The following is a 16,572-nucleotide window of genomic DNA, read 5'->3' as shown; positions in this document are numbered from 1 at the left end:
CCCCACGCCGCGCCGGCCCCGCGACCACGCGCCTCCGCCGGCCCACGCAACCGCCGACGCCGATTGGAGCATTCGATGACCTGGCGTCCCACCACCACCGCCGCCCTGGCCGGACTGTGCCTCGCGCTCAGCACCGCACCCCTGCCCGCCGCTGCCGGCGCACCGCCGCGCGCTGCGGATGTTAGCGCTCACGCTGCGGCCGCCAACCCGCCCGGCACACCGCCCGGGGCCTGCCCGACGGGGACCGGCTACGGCCCACCGCTGCCTGCCAGTTCCGTGACGGCCACGAAGATCCAGGGTGGATTCTCGTTCCTCGAAGGGCCGGTCTGGATTGCCGACGGAGGCTATCTGCTCTTCTCCGACATGGCCGCCGGCACCGGGCCGTACAACGTCCAGCCGTCCACGATCCGCCGCTTCACCCCACCGGCGACCTTCGACACCTTCATCGCCAACGCCGGCAGCAACGGCCTGGCACTCAGCGCCGACGGCCAGCAGATCGTCGCGGCCACCCACGACCAGCGCAACGTGTCGTCGTACCGGCTCGGCGACCGGGCCCGCGACACCGTCGCGGCGAACTACCAGGGCCGGGCGTTCAACTCACCAAACGACGTCGCGGTCCGCTCGGACGGGGTCGTCTACTTCACCGACCCCAACTTCCAGCGCGGCAACCGCCCGGACCAGATGAGCGGACGTACCAGCGTCTTCCGCGTCGCCGGTGGCCAGGTGTCGCTCGTGGACGACCGGTTGCGCCAGCCCAACGGCATCTCGCTGTCGCCCGACGGGACCACCCTGTACGTGGCCGCCTACTCCGAGAACAAGATCTACAAGTACGCCGTCCAGCCGGACGGCAGCACCGGCGCACGCAGCGTCTTCGTGAACTACATCGGCGGCCCGGACGGCGGCACGATCGACTGCGCCGGCAACGTGTACTGGGCGTCGGGCTCGGATTCCCTGATCCACGTCTACTCCCCCACTGGCGCCCAGCTCGGCACGATCCGGTCCGGCACCACGGGTACGACGAACGTGGCGTTCGGCGGCCCCGACCGGCAGACCCTCTTCGTCACCTCGGGCCCGAGGAACGACTCAGGCCTGTACAGCGTGCGGCTCAACATCCCCGGCTACCCGTACTGATCAGGACTTTCGGAAAGGGACATCTCCCGTGCGGACCAGATCTCGCCAGTTCAGACATCTGGCGTCACTCACCCTGCTGGCGTGCGCCGGCACCCTCCTGGCCGGCGCCCCCGCCAACGCCGCCGGGCCCGCCACCGCGAGCCCGGGGTTCGCCCGGCTCGCCGCGGACACCACGCCACCCACCCCACCTACCAACCTGCGCAGCACCCGGACGACATGCCAGTCCGTCACGCTGGCCTGGTACGCGTCCCGGGACAACGTGGGCGTCGCGTTCTACGACATCTACCACGACGGCCAGCTGGTCACCTCGGTCAGCGGCAGCACCCTGACCGCCACCCTCACTGCCGTGCAGGGCAGCACCTGGGGCTGGTACGTCAACGCCCGCGACGCCGCCGGCAATGTGTCCCAGGCCAGCGCGACCCTGACCATCACCCCGCCGTTCTGCCAGCGCGACACCCAGCGGCCCACCACGCCCACCAATCTCGCCGCCACCGTGAACGGCACGGACGTGACCCTCACCTGGTCGGCCGCGAGCGACAACGTCGCGGTCACCGGCTACACCATCCTGCGCGACGGTACGGCTGTCGGCTCCACCGCCGGCACGGCCACGAAGCCACCAGCCACCTCGTTCACCGACACCGGGCTGGCCGTCAACACGAGCTTCCAGTACACGGTCGTCGCCCGCGACGCCCAGAACAACAGCTCGGCGGCGAGCACCGCGGTGACCGTACGGACCGGGGCTGCCTGCACGAGCGCCGTCTGCGGCACCACAGTGGTCACCACCGAACGGGACCTGCCCTGGGGGCTCGTGCAGCTACCGGACGGCAGCGTGCTGTACGGGCGGCGCGACCTGTTCGACATCGTCGCCATGAATCCCGACGGCACCGGCAAGCACAGCATCGGCACCGTGCCGAACGTCGCCGGCACCAACGGTGAGGGTGGCGTGCTCGGGCTGGCCGTGTCGCAGGACTTCGCCGCCGACAGGTGGCTGTACATCTACCACACCACCACCACCGACAACCGGATCGTGCGCATCCGCTACGACACCGCGCTGCGCACCGAAACCGCGCAGGTGCTCGTCACAGGCATCCCGCGCAACAAGTACCACAACGGCGGCCGGCTGCGCTTCGGCCCCGACGGCAAGCTCTACGCCGCCACCGGCGACGGTCAGAGCCCGGACCGGGCACAGGACGTCAACGACCTGGGCGGCAAGGTGCTACGCCTCAACCCGGACGGCACAGTGCCGCCGGACAACCCCTTCGGCAACCACGTGTGGAGCTACGGCCACCGCAACCCGCAGGGGCTGGCGTTCGACTCCCAGGGCCGGCTCTTCGAGCAGGAGTTCGGCAACAACGTCCAGGACGAGACGAACATCATCGTCCGGGGCGGCAACTACGGCTGGCCCGCCTGCGAGGGCACCGTCGGCGACTGCGCGAACCCGACCTTCACGGCCCCGATCCACACGTACCCGGTCGCCGAGGCCTCGTGCAGTGGCATCGCGATCGTGCGGGACGTGCTCTACACCGCCTGCCTGCGCGGCAACCGGATGTACCGCGCGGTGATCAGCGGCAACACCCTCACCGACGTCCAGCAGTACTTCGTCGGCACGTACTTCCGGCTGCGCACCGTCGAGCCGACCCTCGACGGCAACCTGTGGCTCACCACCAGCACCGGCGGAGACAAGGACAGCACCCCGAACAACAGCAACGAGAAGATCCTCAAGGTCACCCTCGGCTAGTCCTGCGGCACAGCCCTCGGACAGACGGATGCGCGCGGACGGGATCCCGTCCGCGCGCATCCGTCGCCGGGCAAGGCTCGACTGCGAGATCGCCGAGTCGGGCAGACTGCGGGCATGACGGAACGTCGGGTGCTCTATCTGGTCGTCTGCGCCGCAGGTCCGGCGGAACACATTCACGAGCTGGTCGACCTGCTGATCGCCGACGGGTGGCGGGTATGCATGATCGTCAGCCCGACCGCCGCAGCCTGGCTCGACCGGGCCGCGTTGCAGGACAAGACCGGCTATCTCGTACGCGTCGAGTGGCGCATGCCCGGCGATCCGGAACCGCACCCGCCCGCCGATGTGGTGGTGGCCGCGCCCGTCACGTTCAACACGATGGCGAAGTGGGCGCTGGGCATCAACGACACTTTGGCGCTCGGCGTGCTCAACGAGTCGCTGGGCGCAGGTCTGCCGATCCTCGCGTTTCCGCACGTCAAGGCGGAACTGGCGGGGCACCCGGCGTACGCGGGTCACGTGGCGGTGCTGCGCGCGGCCGGTGTCGTGGTGGCGGACGGGAAGCCGCTGAACCCGCCGCCTGGGCCGCAACGGTGGGCCGTGGTCATTGAGGCGCTGCGCTCGGTCCGACGGAACTGAACCCAGTCGGTGAGCTGATCGAGCGGGTGCGTTCGTGGAGTGGCCGCAAAGCTCGACTCTTCACGGCCACCCATATCGAGTTGGCCTGGCCTACGAGCGTCTGCACTCGGTCACACTTCTACCCGCACTCCCCGTTGCGTGAGTCGCCATTCGGGTGAGGTGACCTTGACAGTTGCGCGGCAAGTTCCGCCCAGGTGACCGGACGCCACGCCCCACGGGTAGGCGGGTCGTGTAGTTAGGTTGCGGAATGACGGATCTTGCGCGCGGCGTCTACGAGCACCTGATCACCGGTGAGCTGGCCACCCGCCTCCAACACGTCGACCCCGCCCTGATCCAACATCACAAGCTCGACCCCACTGACGCGCACAAGGCCCTCGCCCGCCATATCGCCACCCTCACGGCCCGCGCCCTCGGGTCGGTCCCGAACGGCGACGACAGGCTGCGCCAGCAGGTCGAGATGGCGAATCGGATCGCCGATGCCATCGCGGCCCTGAGCCCGAAGGCGGCGACGGAGCAGGATCAGGTGACTGATGCCAGGCACCTGCTGCACGCCATCGCCGCCCCACCAATCCCGCCGGCACAGCCCAGCTTTCCGGACCGTCCCACCACGCCCCTCTCCACCGGCGCGCTGCTGGTCAACGGCCGTCACCAGCCCCGGATCGGCCACGAGGTCAACCACGAGATGGCGTCGGCCGAGAGCGTCGACCTGCTCTGCGCGTTCATCAAGTGGTACGGCCTGCGGGTCGTCGAGTCGGCCATCCGCGAGCTGATCGCCCGAGGCGGCAAAATCCGGATCATCACCACCACGTACCTCGGGGCGACCGACCAGCGAGCGCTCGACCGGCTCGCCGAACTGGGCGCCGAGATCAAGGTGTCGTACGAAACGAGGACCACCCGGCTGCACGCCAAGGCATGGCTGTTCCGCCGGTCCAACGGCACCACCACCGCGTACGTCGGCTCGTCGAATCTGTCGCGGACCGCGCTTGTGGACGGCGTGGAGTGGAACGTACGCATCTCGAACATGGAGCAGCCGCACGTCATCGACACGTTCACTGCGACGTTCGAGGACTACTGGAACGATCCGGCGTTCGAGACGTACGACACGGCGAGAGACGCCGAGCGGCTACGGCAAGCACTCAGCGGAGAGCGCCGCGATCAGTCGCCGACCGAGATCTCGAACCTGGACGTGCGCCCGTACCCGTATCAGGCCGAGATCCTTGCCGACCTGGACGCGGAGCGACTGGTGCACGGCCGGTGGCGCAACCTGGTGGTGATGGCGACCGGCACCGGCAAGACAGTGGTCGCCGCCCTCGACTATCGCCGGCTGCACCGCGCCGGCAGGGCAGATTCGCTGCTCTTCGTGGCCCACCAGGAGCAGATCCTGCGGCAGAGCATGTCGACGTTCCGGCAGGTCATGGGGGACGGCAGCTTCGGCGAGATGCTTGTCGCGGGCGAGAAGCCGAACGGCTGGAAGCACGTCTTCGCCTCCATCCAGTCGCTGCACAGGCGGGAGGTCGACCCGGAGGCGTACGACATGGTGATCGTGGACGAGTTCCACCACGCGGAGGCACCCACGTACGCGCGGCTGTTGGAGCGACTGCGTCCCCGCGTACTCCTGGGGCTGACGGCGACCCCCGACCGGGCCGACGGCGGTGATGTGCGCCGGTGGTTCGACGGTCATGCGGCCGTCGAGCTGCATCTGTGGGACGCGTTGGAGCGGCAGTTGTTGGCGCCGTTCCAGTATTTCGGGCTGCACGACGACGTGGATCTGTCGCACCTCGCCTGGAAGCGCGGCCAGGGCTACGACCCGGCGGAGTTGGACGTCGTCTACACCGGCAACCACGCGCGGGCGCGGTCGGTGCTGCGCGCGGTAAGCGACAAGGTGGACGTCGGGCGGATGCGCGCGCTCGGGTTCTGCGTGAGCATCGGGCACGCCGAGTTGATGGCCAACTGGTTCAACGAGCACGATGTACCGGCTGCGGCGGTGACTTCGCGGGCCGGCACCGACCGGGCCGGGTTGTTGCGGGAGTTCAAGGCGGGCAACCTGCGGGTGCTCTTCACCGTGGACCTGTTCAACGAGGGCGTCGACCTGCCGATGGTCGACACGATCCTGATGCTGCGGCCCACCGAGAGCGCCACGATCTTCCTCCAACAGCTCGGTCGTGGCCTGCGCCTGGACGACGACAAGCCCTGCCTCACGGTGATCGACTTCATCGGCGGGCAGAACGCCAACTTCCGCTTCGACCTGCGCTGGCGTGCCCTGACCGGGGTGAGCCGGCGGGCGATCACCGAGGCCGTCCGGGACGACTTCCCGAGCCTGCCCAGCGGTTGCCACGTCGAGCTCGATCGGGTGGCGAAGGAGGTGGTGCTCGCCAACCTGAAGTCGGCTCTCCCCACCTCGAAGGCCGGCCTGGTTTCCGAACTCCGACAACTCGGCGACGTCAGCCTGACGACGTTCCTGCGCGAGACGGGCCTGGAAATCGAGGACGTGTACCGGTCGGCGAGCGTCGGCGGCTGGACGGGATTACGTCGGCTCGCCGGCATCGAGACGTCCGCGCCCGGCCCGGACGACCGGGAGTTGGGCCGGGCCATCGAGCGCATGCTGCACACCGACGACTCCGACCGGCTGGAGCTGCTGACCCGGGTCGCGGCCGGACCGCCCGCGCCAGGCCAGCAGGTGTACGCGGGCAACAGCCGACTCCTGGACATGCTGCACTTCAGTCTCTGGGGACCGAACGCACCCCTCATGACATGCGATGAACGGCTGGCGCGGCTGTGGAAGGAGCCGGCGCGCTGCACCGAGTTGCGGCAGGTCGCCGAGGTGTTGCGGGACCGCATCCATCGGGTCACACCGACAGTGGCAGCGGGTGGGGTGCCGTTGCGGGTGCACGCCAGGTACAGCCGCAACGAGGCGTGCGCCGCCTTCGGGATGATCAACCCGGGCTCGCTGCGCGAGGGGGTGAAGTGGCTACCCGACGCCGGAGCGGACCTGTTCTTCGTCACCCTCGTCAAGTCCGAGGCGCACTACTCCCCCACCACCATGTACGCCGACCGGGCCATCACCGACACGCTGTTCCAGTGGGAGTCGCAGAGCACCACCTCGGCGGCGTCGGCGACCGGGCAGCGCTACACAACGGGCGGCTCGCCCGTGCATCTCTTCGTTCGGGAGACCCGGACCGCCGACCGCGACCTGGGCGCACCGCCGTACCTCTACGCCGGCACGATGACGTACGAGTCGCACACGGGCGACCGACCCATGCGCATCCTGTGGCGACTCCACCACGCCCTACCCGCCGACGTGTACGCCACCGCCCGGGCGATAGCCGCCTAGCCTCGGCCGTTCAGGCCGCGTCTGCGTTCGGCGTGAACCTGACATCCAGCCTCTGGTCGAGTGCACGCGCGAGGCGTTCCAAGACCGGCAGGGTCGGCACGGTGCCGCCCGTCTCGAAGCGGGCCACCGCAGACTGGGTCATCCCCGCGGCTCGCGCCAACTGGCTCTGACTCCAACCGTGCCCCTCCCGCAGGTGACGCACCTCCTGACCAAGCTCGAAGGCGATCCGGGTGGCCTCGTAAGTCTCGGCCGCACCTGGCTCCGCCATCCAACGCTCACGCAGGTCGTTCCAGTCCAAGCGATCACTCATCGCTCCACCCACTTCATAGCATTGATGCTATGGGGTGGAGCTCCAAAGGGGCCCCTTGAACGTTAGGTTGCGACCATGGAGCAGCGAATCAGTCTGGTCACCCTGGGCGTCACGGACGTGGCACGGGCGAAGGCGTTCTACGAGCAGCTCGGCTGGCGGGGCCAGGAGGTCGAGGAGACGGTCTTCTTCCAGGCCGGAGGGCTGGCCGTGGTGTTGTGGGGCCGGGACAAGCTGGCCGACGACGCCGGCATTCAGGGGCCGGGTACGGGCGCGATCAGCCTGGCCCAGAATGTCCGTTCGCGGGAGGAGGTCGACGAGGTGATCGCCACCGCGACCAAGGCCGGGGCCGAGGTGACCCAACCGGCGCGGGAGACGTTCTACGGCGGCTACGCCGGCTACTTCACCGACCCGGACGGCCACCTGTGGGAGATCGCCTGGAATCCGGGCTTCCAGCTCGGCCCGGACGGCACCCTGACCCTCCCCGACTTCAACGCCACCACCTGACGGGAATCCAGCGGACCGAGCAGACTCACGGCTCCACAGACGGGCACAGCAGCCCAGCCACCAGCGGGAGCTGACGGGGGTCCAGGCAGACCGTCAACATCGCGGAGTCGGATGGCGACGGCGTCGGGCTCGGCGTAACCGATGCGCTGGGCGTAGGGAGCGCCGGTGAGGGCGAGGCCGTCCGAGCCGGGCCGGGGGTCGGCACCGGCGGGGCCGGCGGTACGGCGGATGGAGCGGGAGTCGCCGGGCGAGACGCCCTGACGACCGGCCGGGCCGGCGCACTCGGTGCCGCACGCCCCACCAACCCTGCCGAAGGCCGCACCGGTGCCACCGGCACGGCCGGCCCGAGAGGAGAGGCCGGCCCGCCAGGCAATACGGGCCCGCCGGGCAGGACCGGGCCGATGGGGCGTGCCGGCACCTCGACATGCACGGCCGTCGGCACGCCCATGACCGCAACCGCCTCCGCAGAACGCCCGCCCGACCCGAAGGCACCCGGTCCCAGGGTCGCGATGACCACTGCCGTGACGGCGGCGACGGCGGTCAAGCGGCGGTCGGGACGTACCGCCGTGGGCGGCGCCTCCTCCGGACCCGCCAGCGGCAGCGGTGTGGGCCGCGCGGCCTGATGAGCGGCGAGCAGCGCGTCGACATGCGCGGTGAGGGCGGCGCGATCGTCGGTGGCCGCGAGGGTGAGGTAGAAGCGGAAGTTCACCACCGCGCCCGCCGGGACCAGCAGCCCGGACAGTCGACTGTGGTCGGGCAGCAGGGTGACCGGCACGTCGGGGTGGTGGGCGGCGCCGACCAGGTCCGCGTACCGCCACTCGCGTCGGTGCTCCCGGCCGGCGAACGCCACCCGGCGGCTGGTCACGACGGCGAAGCCGGTGTCAACGACCCGCAGGCCCGCCGGCAGGGAGCCGCCGGGCGTCTCGCTGAAGGTGCACGGGCCGGGTGTGGGTAGCCCGGGGATGTGCCGCGCCTCGGCCTCGACCAGTTCGGCGACGGGGACGACGCGGAAGACGAGTTCGTCGTGGTCGAGGTCGACCGGGAGGCCGGTGCGGGGCCGCGTACACCCGAGGAAGCCGGCGGCTTCGATGCGGAGCCGGACCAGGTGGTCGTGGCGGCGCAGCCAGGCGTCGGTGGCGTCGCGGTACGCGCGCCGACGCCTGTCGTTCTCGCGCTCGGCCCACGCGATGCGCCACGGGGACGATGCCAGTGAGGTCACGGTCACACGCGGTACAACCGCTCACGTACGTGACAGGCAACGCGGACGCGATCGATGCTCCCCTTTGGTCCCGAAAGGAGAGAATTGACGGGCGGTCAGGCGGGGGCGGGCGCGAAGAGCTCGACGGGGTTGCCGGCCGGGTCGTCCAGGACGATCTGCTGGCCGCCCGGACCTGTGATGACGTCGCTGCGGAAGGTGACGCCGGCTGCGCGCAGCCGGGCGACTTCCGCGTCGATGTCGGCGACGATCAGATGGATGCGGTTCCAGCCGCCGGGGTGCGGACGGCGTCCGTCGGGCATGGACCGGCCCGCGGAGCTGTCCGGGCCGGCCAGCAGCAGCCGCAGGTTGCCGCGTCGGACGTCGGCGAACGCGGGCAGGAACGCGCTGGCCGAGGTGAACCCGAGGTGGGTGGTGTAGAAGTCGATCGCGACGGCGACGTCGTCGACGAGGTAGCGCACGCTGACGGTGTTGTCATCGATGGGGCTGGTCATGATGCCTTCTCTCGTTGGCGGAGAGCGTGTGCAGCAGGAAATCGATGCGCTGGGCAAGGTCGTCAGCGACCCGCTCGAAGGCGGGCAGCCCGTCGGGATCTGCCGCCGGGTCCACGATGCTCCAGTGCATGAGCCGTGGATGTCCGAGGAACTCGGGGCAGACTTCCTTGACCCGGTCACACAAGGTGATCACGGCGTCGAACCGCTGACCGGTGAACTCGTCCTGGTGTTTGGGCCGCGCGGTGACCAGGTCGATGCCGCGCGCCGCCATTGTCGTTATCGCGTGGGGGTGGATCGGCTTGGGCCGGCTTCCGGCGCTGTAGGCCGCCACGGCACCGGCGCTGCATTCCCGCAGCAGCGCTTCCGCCATCTGCGAACGGGAACTGTTGCCCATGCACAGGAACAGCACTCGTCCGGTCACCGGGGTGACCAGCGCGGGCGCGGTGAGCCGCAGCCCGGGGTGCAGGGCGGCGCCGGTGCCGGACAGCAGGTCGCCGCAGTGGGCCAGGGCCAGCGAGTAGTAGGTGTCGCGGCCGTCGGCGCTGCTGCGCCGCGCGGTCACCAGCTCGGCCTTGCGGAGTTTGCCGAGGTGGTACGAGACGAGGTTCTGAGGTTGGCCGAGCAGTGCCGCCAGCTCATGCACGGCGAGGTCACTGTGGGCGAGCTCGCTGACCAGCCGCCACCGCACCGGGTGCCCGAGGGCGGTCACGAACCCGGGCGGCGCCATGGTGTCGGGCGCCTCTGTCGTCACCGTCGCAGATTACATCAAATTGATTTGATGCAATAGGGATCGAGGGACGACCAGTGCCGGGCGGCGGAGCCCACCCACGTCGGGTCGGCTCCGCCGCCGGACATCACCTCTGCAGCGAGGTGAAGAACTCCCTCAGCTCACCGGCCAACAGATCCGGCTCCTCCAGCGGCATGAAGTGCCCGCCCCGGCCGGGCTCACTCCAGTGCCGGATGTCGGTGCAGGCACGCTCGGCGATCTCGCGCGGGAAGTTGGCCATCGCCGGTTCGGTGCTCACCGTGAACGCGGCGGGCACGGTGATGTCGGGCCGCGGGGTGTTGTGTGCGAAGTCGGCGTACTGCCGGAACGACGAGCCGATCGTGCCGGTGACCCAGTACAGCGTGATGATGGTGAGCAGGGTGTCGGTGTCGAAGCTGTTCGCCAGGTCGCCGCGGTTGTCGCTCCAGTCGCGGTACTTGTCGACGAGCCAGGCCGCCAGGCCCGCCGGTGAGTCGGCAAGCGCCGCCGCGATGGTGTCCGGGCGCGTCCCCATGATGGCGCTGTAGCCGCCGTCGGTCTCGTCGTACACGGCCTCGGCGTCCAGGAACGCCCGCTCGGCCGGCGACAGCGGTCGGGCGTCGAAGCTCGCCGGGAACGGTGGATGGATCATGTGGATGCCGGCCACGTGCTCCGGGTACAGGGCACCGAGCCAGCCGGTGACCACCCCACCGACGTCGCCGCCGAAGGCGCCGTACCGCTCGTAGCCGAGCACCTCGGTCATCAGCTCGTGCAGCGTCCGAGCGAGAACCGCCCGGGTCACCGGTCCGTCGGGCAGCTCCGAGAAGCCGAAGCCGGGCAGCGAGGGCACCACCACGTCGAACCCGCCGCCGGCAGGGCTGGTCAGCCGGTCGACCAGGGGCAGCATCTCGACGAAGCTGCTGGGCCAGCCGTGGCTGAGGAGCACCGGCGGCGGTGCGGGCGTACCGGCCGGGCGGTCGGCACGGACGTGCAGGAAGTGCAGCTTCCGGCCGCCGACGACGGCCAGGTGCTGGGGGTACGCGTTCAGTTCGGCTTCGCGGGCTCGCCAGTCGAATCCGTCGTGCCAGTACGACACCAGGTCCCGCAGGTAGTCGGGGTCGACGCCGCCCTGCCACGGCCGGTCGCCGACGCGGGGGGTGAAACGGGTACGGGCCAGACGGGCACGCAGGTCGTCGAGGACCGCATCGGACACATCGATGCGGAACGGGGAGTGAGACATTGGTCCTCCGATAAGGAGGGCGCTCCCCGACGCGGAAGGTCAGCTGAGGGGGACGGCGGAGAGGAGCGCCCGGGAATGACGATCGGTGGTCATCGGGCTCACCTCCTCTGCGGCTGACGACGATCACTCTAGCTCAGTGGGTCGGGGAGCCGACCCCGGGCCGGGAACCGCGACCGGACGCGCGGCGGGTACGCCTCGCAGTGCGCCACCCACTGCTCGGCGGCGACGGCGAGGGCGTCCGCGGAGACGGTGAGGACCAGCGGATATACGGCGGTGGCCGGGCGGCGCATCCACGGCGGCAGCGACTCGGCGGAGAACTCGACAGTCAGCTCCAGCCGCCGGCGGCGGATCATCCGGGTCCGCAGGGCCAGGTTGGGTTCGGTGAAGCGGACCGTGGCCGGCGGACAGTCCGGCCCGAGCGCCGCCGACGCCTGCCCGTGCAGCCAGCCGCCGAGCGCCCGGGCCTCCTCGACCATGAGGCTCGGGTAGTGGTGCGACCAGGTCTGGCCGTCGGCGGTGCGCGCGTCGACCTCGATGAGCAGCCAGTCCCGCCAGCCCGGCGCGGCCCGGTCGGGCTCGTCGGGCGGGTCGATGCCGGGCTGGTAGCCGACCGGGCGGATCCTCACCCGGGCACCGTCGTCGGACCGGATCTCCACCCGATCATTCTCGCCGACCGAAGGGGACATTCGTCCCCAAATCGATCACTTCGAGATGGTACGGCGTACACCTCGATGGTCGGCGCAGGCGTCGGACCGGCCGCCGGTCAGGCTCACCGAACCGTCCCGGCACTGCACGAGGTAGCCGCGACCGGCCCAGAACTCAGGCACGCAGTCGAACCAGTCGCAGACCTCGGCGGCGGGCCGGCGGATCCGGGTGCCGCCGCAGAAGTCGTACCCCAGAGGGTTCTCCGGTGCTCCGCAGCGCGCGTCGCGGCTGGTGCTCGGCGACGGGCGTGGTGACTTCGTCGGCTTCGGCGCGGTGCTGCGCCTGGGCGTCGCCGGGTGGATCAGCGCGGGGGCCAGGCTGGGCGTGGGCGCCGGGGTGGCGGCGGCGGCCACCTCCGCGCCGCCGGTCGGGTCCGACGGGTCCGACTCGATAAGCGCCGCCGGCACCAGCAACGCGACGGCCGCGGCCACCGCGACGGTCCGCCGCCCACCTGGCACCCGCGCGGTCAGCCGGGCCTGCGCGGGCGTGGCCACGGCCGGCCGGAACGGCTTGAGCTGGGCGTGCTCCGCGATCAGCTCGTCGAGTTGGGCGAGCACCGCGGCGCGCTGTTCGATCGCGTCGGCGAACGCCAGCGTCAGCTTGAACCGGAAGTCCGGCGCGGCGTCGGTGGGCAGCAGCAACCCGGAGGTGCGCCGCCGGTCGAGCACCTGGATCAGGGTGACAGGCGCCGTCGGGTCGTGGGCCAGGCCGGTCATCCGGCCGTACGCCCAGTCACGCCTACCGCGTCCGCCGAGCAGCACCAGGCGGCGGCTGGTGATGACCGCCATGCCGGCGTCGGTGACGCGTACGCCGTCCGGCCGGCGTGGACGCAGCGGCGCGTCCGGTGGGGCCACGGTGAGATCCGGCGCGGGCAGGACCGTGGTGTGCCGCACCTCGACGAGTTGCGCAGCGGGCAACGCCCACAGCACCACCTCGTCGGCGGCCAGCTCCAGGGGCAGGCCCTCGCCGGCCGCGGCGGAGCCCTGGAAGTCGGCGGCAAGGGCGCGTAGTCGCCGTAACTCGTCATCCCGGCGGCGCCAGGCCGCCTCGGCGCCGCGGTACGTGCTGACCCGCCGCACGTTCTGCCGGTGCGCCCACCGGTACCGCCACGTGGAACCCGTCGAATCAGTCTTTGCCACGCCGACTCCTTCGCCGCGTAGGCCACCAATCTGGGGTGTCACAGTGTTAACAGGACCGGCGCGTCGCCCGGACACGCCAGAACGGACGAAATATCCGATCGGCGGAGCAACCAGCACGATAGGCCGATACTGCTGCGTCGATTCGCCGTGCCGTGCGGAGCGGTCCCCGTCTCGGTAACGTCAGCCGCAGCCGGGTGGCGACGCCGCCGCACCGCCGTACCGAGGGGGTGACTGTCGTGCCGGACGACACCCGGCCCGCCGTTGTCATAGGCGTGGACATCGGCACCACGAGCACCAAGGCCGTCGCGTACGACACCGAGGGACGACAGCTCGGCAGCCACTCGGTCGGCTACCCGCTGGACGACCCGCAGCCCGGGTACGCCGAACAGGACCCGCAGCTCATCCTCGACGCGGTGCTCAGGTCGACAAGCATGGTCGTGGCGGAACTGGTCGAACCGGTGGCCGGGCTGTCGTTCAGCTCCGCGATGCACAGCCTCATCGGCCTGGACGCGGACGGCAACCCGCTCACCCCGTCGGTCACCTGGGCCGACTCCCGGTCGACCCGACAGGCCGAGCGACTGCGGGCGGTGCCGTCCGGCCTGGCGCTGCACAGGCGTACCGGCACCCCGATCCACCCGATGTCGCCGCTGCCCAAGCTGCTGTGGTTCGCCGAGCAGGAGCCGAAGCTCTTCGAACGCGTCGCGCACTGGGTCGGCATCAAGGACTGGGTGCTGCTGCGGCTCTGCGAGGCGCTTGTCGTCGACCACTCGGTCGCCTCCGCCACCGGCCTCATGGACATCCACCGGCTGGAGTGGGACAGCGAGGCGCTCACCATCGCCGGCATCACCGAGGAGCAGCTCCCCCAGCTCGTCGGCACCACTGCCGTCCTGCCCGGTCTCACCGCGCAGGCCGCGTCGGTGACCGGCCTGCCGCAGCGCACCCCGGTGGTCGTCGGCGCCGGCGACGGGCCCCTGGCGAACCTGGGCCTCGGCGCGGTCCACCCCGGCATGGTGGCCTGCTCGATCGGCACCAGCGGGGCGATGCGGGTGATGGTCGAGCAGCCGAGCGTGGATCCGCTCGGCGGGGTGTTCTGCTACGCGCTGACCGAGGACAGGTGGGCCGTCGGCGGCGCCATCAACAACGGCGGCATCGTGCTCAAGTGGGCCGGCGAGGCGCTCGCCCCGGACCTCGGCGAGCACTCCGAGGAGGAGCTGGTCGCCCTCGCCGCCCGGGCACCGGCGGGCTCGGGTGGGCTCATCATGCTTCCGTACCTGCACAGCGAGCGGGCGCCGCACTGGAGTGCGCTGCCGCGCGGCGCGTACGTCGGGTTGACCCACGGGCACCGCCGCGAGCACCTGGTCCGGGCCGCGCTGGAGGGGGTCTGCCAACAGCTCGCGCTTGTGCTCGCCTCGGTACGCGCGGCCGGCAACGAGGTTCGCGAGATCCGCGCCGGGGGCGGCTTCGCCCGCAGCGGCCTGTGGCGGCAGATCCTCTCCGACGTGCTCGGCCTGCCGGTGAGCTTCCCGGCCGCGCACGAGGGGTCGAGCTTCGGCGCGGCGCTGCTCGGCATGCAGGCGCTGGGCCTGATCCCCAGCATCGACGTCGCCGCCGACCTCGTCCGGATCGAGGAGACGGTCCACCCCGACCCGGCCGCCTCGGCCACGTACGCGTCGCTGCTGCCGCTCTTCGCCGAGCTGTACGACGCGCTGGTGCCCACCTTCACCTCGATGCGCCGGCTGGCACCCGGCCTGCCCGCGGAACCCGAACCCTCAGCTGGACCCCCGATGTGATCCTTCGGCCGGCCCGTCTCGGGCCGACCCCGTCCCGAAGGTCGTGATCCCCGTGCCCCCACCCCCCGCCCTCGCCGCACCGTTGACCACCCTCGCCGCGCCCGCCGAACCGGTGACCACCGCAGGTGACGCCCAACTCGTCGTCGCCGCCCTGCTCGGTATCGCGGCAGTGGTGCTGCTGATCGCCTGGGCGAAGGTGCACCCGTTTCTGTCGCTGATCCTCGGAGCGGCGGTGCTCGGCGTGGTCGCCAGCGTCGCGCCCGACAAGATGATCACCTCGTTCACCGCCGGGGTAGGTTCGACTGTGGGCGGCGTGGGGTTGCTGATCGCCCTCGGCGCGATGATCGGCGGCCTGCTCGCCGAGTCCGGCGGCGCGGACGGCATCGTCGGCCGGATCGTCAACCGGGTCTCCGGCCGGGCGCTGCCCTGGGCGATGGCCGGGGTGGCCGCGCTCATCGGGTTGCCGCTCTTCTTCGAGGTCGGCGTGGTGCTGCTGGTGCCGATCGTGCTGCTCGTGTCGATGCGCACCGACGTACCACTCATGAAGATCGGCATTCCGGCGCTGGCCGGCCTGTCGGTGCTGCACGGCCTCGTGCCGCCGCACCCCGGCCCGCTTGTGGCGATCTCCTCGCTCGACGCCGACCTGGGTCTGACGCTCGGGCTGGGCCTGCTCGTGGCGATCCCCACGGTGATCATCGCCGGGCCGGTGTTCGGCTCCGTCATCGCCCGGTACGTGCCGGCGACCGCGCCGGCCGCCCTGCTGCCGACCCGCCGCGACGCCGACCGGACGGCCGGGTCGGCGGCGGGGGCGGAGCAGCGCGATGTGGACGGTGACCTGCTCACCGATGACGACCTGGTCAACCCGGGTGGGGGCCGGCCGGGCGCGCCGGTGGACGACAGCGGCACCGAGACGGCCCGGCGCACCCCTGCGTTCTGGCCGGCGGTGATCACCGTGCTGCTGCCGGTGGTGCTGATGCTGCTGCGGGCGATAGGCGAGCTGACGCTTGACGAGGGCACGGCGGGGCGCAAGACGCTGGACATCGTCGGTACGCCGATCGTCGCGCTGCTCGCCGGGGTGATCCTGGCGATGTTCACGCTCGGCTACCAGGCGGGGTTCAACAGGTCCCAGGTCTCGTCGGTGATCGGCGGTTCCCTGCCGCCGATCGCCGGCATCCTGCTGATCGTGGCGGCCGGCGGCGGGTTCAAGCAGGTGCTTGTGGACGCCGGGGTCGGCAACCTGGTCGCCGACGCCGCCAAGGACGCGAGCCTCTCCCCGCTGCTGCTGGGCTGGCTCGTCGCGGTCGGCATCCGCGTCGCCACCGGCTCGGCGACAGTCGCCACGATCACGGCGGCGGGCATCGTGGCGCCGCTCGCGGCGAGCATGGACCGGCCGGCTGTTGCCCTGCTGGCACTGGCGATCGGCTGCGGCTCGCTGTTCTTCTCGCACGTCAACGACGCCGGCTTCTGGCTGGTCAAGGAGTACTTCGGACTGACCGTGGGGCAGACCATCAAGAGCTGGTCGGTGATGGAGACGATCATCTCCGTGGTCGGCTTCCTGGGCGTACTCCTGCTCGACCTGCTGTTGTAGCGTCCCGG

14 protein-coding genes are annotated in these 16,572 nt (G+C 71.0%); 7 read left to right on the top strand and 7 right to left on the bottom strand.

The genetic code is table 11. The annotated features are described in order from the left end of the window. The first annotated feature begins 75 nt into the window (after window positions 1-75). The 4 genes from ACFY1S_RS02940 (at window position 76) to ACFY1S_RS02925 (ending at window position 6,833) form a co-directional block, all read left to right on the top strand. Window positions 76-1,131 carry an SMP-30/gluconolactonase/LRE family protein gene (locus tag ACFY1S_RS02940; RefSeq protein WP_387112196.1) on the top strand — a complete coding sequence of 352 codons (1,056 nt, stop codon included), beginning with the start codon at window positions 76-78 and terminating at the stop codon, window positions 1,129-1,131. Between the two features lie 28 nt (window positions 1,132-1,159). Beyond that, the gene (locus ACFY1S_RS02935) at window positions 1,160-2,869 is read left to right on the top strand and encodes a PQQ-dependent sugar dehydrogenase (protein ID WP_387112193.1); all 1,710 of its coding nucleotides are present in this window, start codon (window positions 1,160-1,162) and stop codon (window positions 2,867-2,869) included. A 114-nt stretch (window positions 2,870-2,983) separates the two neighbouring features. Continuing rightward, window positions 2,984-3,502 carry a flavoprotein gene (locus ACFY1S_RS02930; protein WP_387112190.1) on the top strand — a complete coding sequence of 173 codons (519 nt, stop codon included), beginning with the start codon at window positions 2,984-2,986 and terminating at the stop codon, window positions 3,500-3,502. Between the two features lie 247 nt (window positions 3,503-3,749). Beyond that, the gene (locus ACFY1S_RS02925; RefSeq protein ID WP_387112187.1) at window positions 3,750-6,833 is read left to right on the top strand and encodes a DUF3427 domain-containing protein; all 3,084 of its coding nucleotides are present in this window, start codon (window positions 3,750-3,752) and stop codon (window positions 6,831-6,833) included. A 10-nt stretch (window positions 6,834-6,843) separates the two neighbouring features. On the opposite strand, the gene ACFY1S_RS02920 is transcribed toward ACFY1S_RS02925, so the two are convergent. Beyond that, on the bottom strand, window positions 6,844-7,143 hold the full coding sequence (locus ACFY1S_RS02920) for a multiprotein-bridging factor 1 family protein (protein ID WP_387112183.1): 300 nt from the start codon (window positions 7,141-7,143) through the stop codon (window positions 6,844-6,846). 75 nt (window positions 7,144-7,218) lie between these two features. Between ACFY1S_RS02920 and ACFY1S_RS02915 the strand changes: the two genes are divergently transcribed. Next, window positions 7,219-7,647 carry a VOC family protein gene (locus tag ACFY1S_RS02915; RefSeq protein ID WP_387112180.1) on the top strand — a complete coding sequence of 143 codons (429 nt, stop codon included), beginning with the start codon at window positions 7,219-7,221 and terminating at the stop codon, window positions 7,645-7,647. 25 nt (window positions 7,648-7,672) lie between these two features. On the opposite strand, the gene ACFY1S_RS02910 is transcribed toward ACFY1S_RS02915, so the two are convergent. The 6 genes from ACFY1S_RS02910 to ACFY1S_RS02885 form a co-directional block, all read right to left on the bottom strand. Then, on the bottom strand, window positions 7,673-8,866 hold the full coding sequence (locus tag ACFY1S_RS02910; protein ID WP_387112177.1) for a hypothetical protein: 1,194 nt from the start codon (window positions 8,864-8,866) through the stop codon (window positions 7,673-7,675). Between the two features lie 95 nt (window positions 8,867-8,961). Beyond that, window positions 8,962-9,357, bottom strand: a complete 396-nt coding sequence (locus tag ACFY1S_RS02905; protein ID WP_387112174.1) for a VOC family protein — start codon at window positions 9,355-9,357, stop codon at window positions 8,962-8,964. Then, window positions 9,338-10,108: a metalloregulator ArsR/SmtB family transcription factor gene (locus ACFY1S_RS02900; protein WP_387112172.1), complete on the bottom strand. Its 771-nt coding sequence runs from the start codon at window positions 10,106-10,108 to the stop codon at window positions 9,338-9,340. Before ACFY1S_RS02900 ends, ACFY1S_RS02905 begins: the two co-directional genes overlap by 20 nt. Before the next feature lie 103 nt (window positions 10,109-10,211). Further along, on the bottom strand, window positions 10,212-11,342 hold the full coding sequence (locus ACFY1S_RS02895) for an epoxide hydrolase family protein (RefSeq protein ID WP_387112170.1): 1,131 nt from the start codon (window positions 11,340-11,342) through the stop codon (window positions 10,212-10,214). Window positions 11,343-11,470: 128 nt separating this feature from the next. Next, a complete protein-coding gene (locus tag ACFY1S_RS02890; protein ID WP_387112168.1) occupies window positions 11,471-11,998 on the bottom strand; it encodes a hypothetical protein in 528 nt (175 codons plus the stop codon). Window positions 11,999-12,043: 45 nt separating this feature from the next. After that, on the bottom strand, window positions 12,044-13,186 hold the full coding sequence (locus ACFY1S_RS02885) for a hypothetical protein (protein ID WP_387112166.1): 1,143 nt from the start codon (window positions 13,184-13,186) through the stop codon (window positions 12,044-12,046). Between the two features lie 194 nt (window positions 13,187-13,380). Here ACFY1S_RS02885 and ACFY1S_RS02880 point away from each other — a divergent pair, with 194 nt between their 5' ends. Together ACFY1S_RS02880 and ACFY1S_RS02875 are read left to right on the top strand one after the other, a co-directional pair. Next, entirely contained in the window at window positions 13,381-14,976 is a 1,596-nt protein-coding gene (locus tag ACFY1S_RS02880) for a gluconokinase (RefSeq protein ID WP_387112163.1), read from the top strand. Window positions 14,977-15,028: 52 nt separating this feature from the next. After that, window positions 15,029-16,564, top strand: a complete 1,536-nt coding sequence (locus ACFY1S_RS02875) for an SLC13 family permease (protein WP_387112160.1) — start codon at window positions 15,029-15,031, stop codon at window positions 16,562-16,564. Window positions 16,565-16,572 lie beyond the last annotated feature (8 nt).

The organism is Micromonospora sp. NPDC000663 (assembly GCF_042898105.1).
In the GTDB taxonomy this organism is placed as follows: Bacteria; Actinomycetota; Actinomycetes; order Mycobacteriales; family Micromonosporaceae; genus Micromonospora.
Note: the sequence above shows the minus strand (reverse complement) of the source record. Positions and strands in the feature narration are given on the sequence as shown.

Coding starts and splice junctions, on each gene's coding strand:
- ACFY1S_RS02930 (WP_387112190.1), top strand. CDS start 2,984: ATGACGGAACGTCGGGTGCTCTATCTGGTCGTCTGCGCCGCAGGTCCG.
- ACFY1S_RS02920 (WP_387112183.1), bottom strand. CDS start 7,143: ATGAGTGATCGCTTGGACTGGAACGACCTGCGTGAGCGTTGGATGGCG.
- ACFY1S_RS02905 (WP_387112174.1), bottom strand. CDS start 9,357: ATGACCAGCCCCATCGATGACAACACCGTCAGCGTGCGCTACCTCGTC.
- ACFY1S_RS02925 (WP_387112187.1), top strand. CDS start 3,750: ATGACGGATCTTGCGCGCGGCGTCTACGAGCACCTGATCACCGGTGAG.
- ACFY1S_RS02915 (WP_387112180.1), top strand. CDS start 7,219: ATGGAGCAGCGAATCAGTCTGGTCACCCTGGGCGTCACGGACGTGGCA.
- ACFY1S_RS02940 (WP_387112196.1), top strand. CDS start 76: ATGACCTGGCGTCCCACCACCACCGCCGCCCTGGCCGGACTGTGCCTC.
- ACFY1S_RS02895 (WP_387112170.1), bottom strand. CDS start 11,342: ATGTCTCACTCCCCGTTCCGCATCGATGTGTCCGATGCGGTCCTCGAC.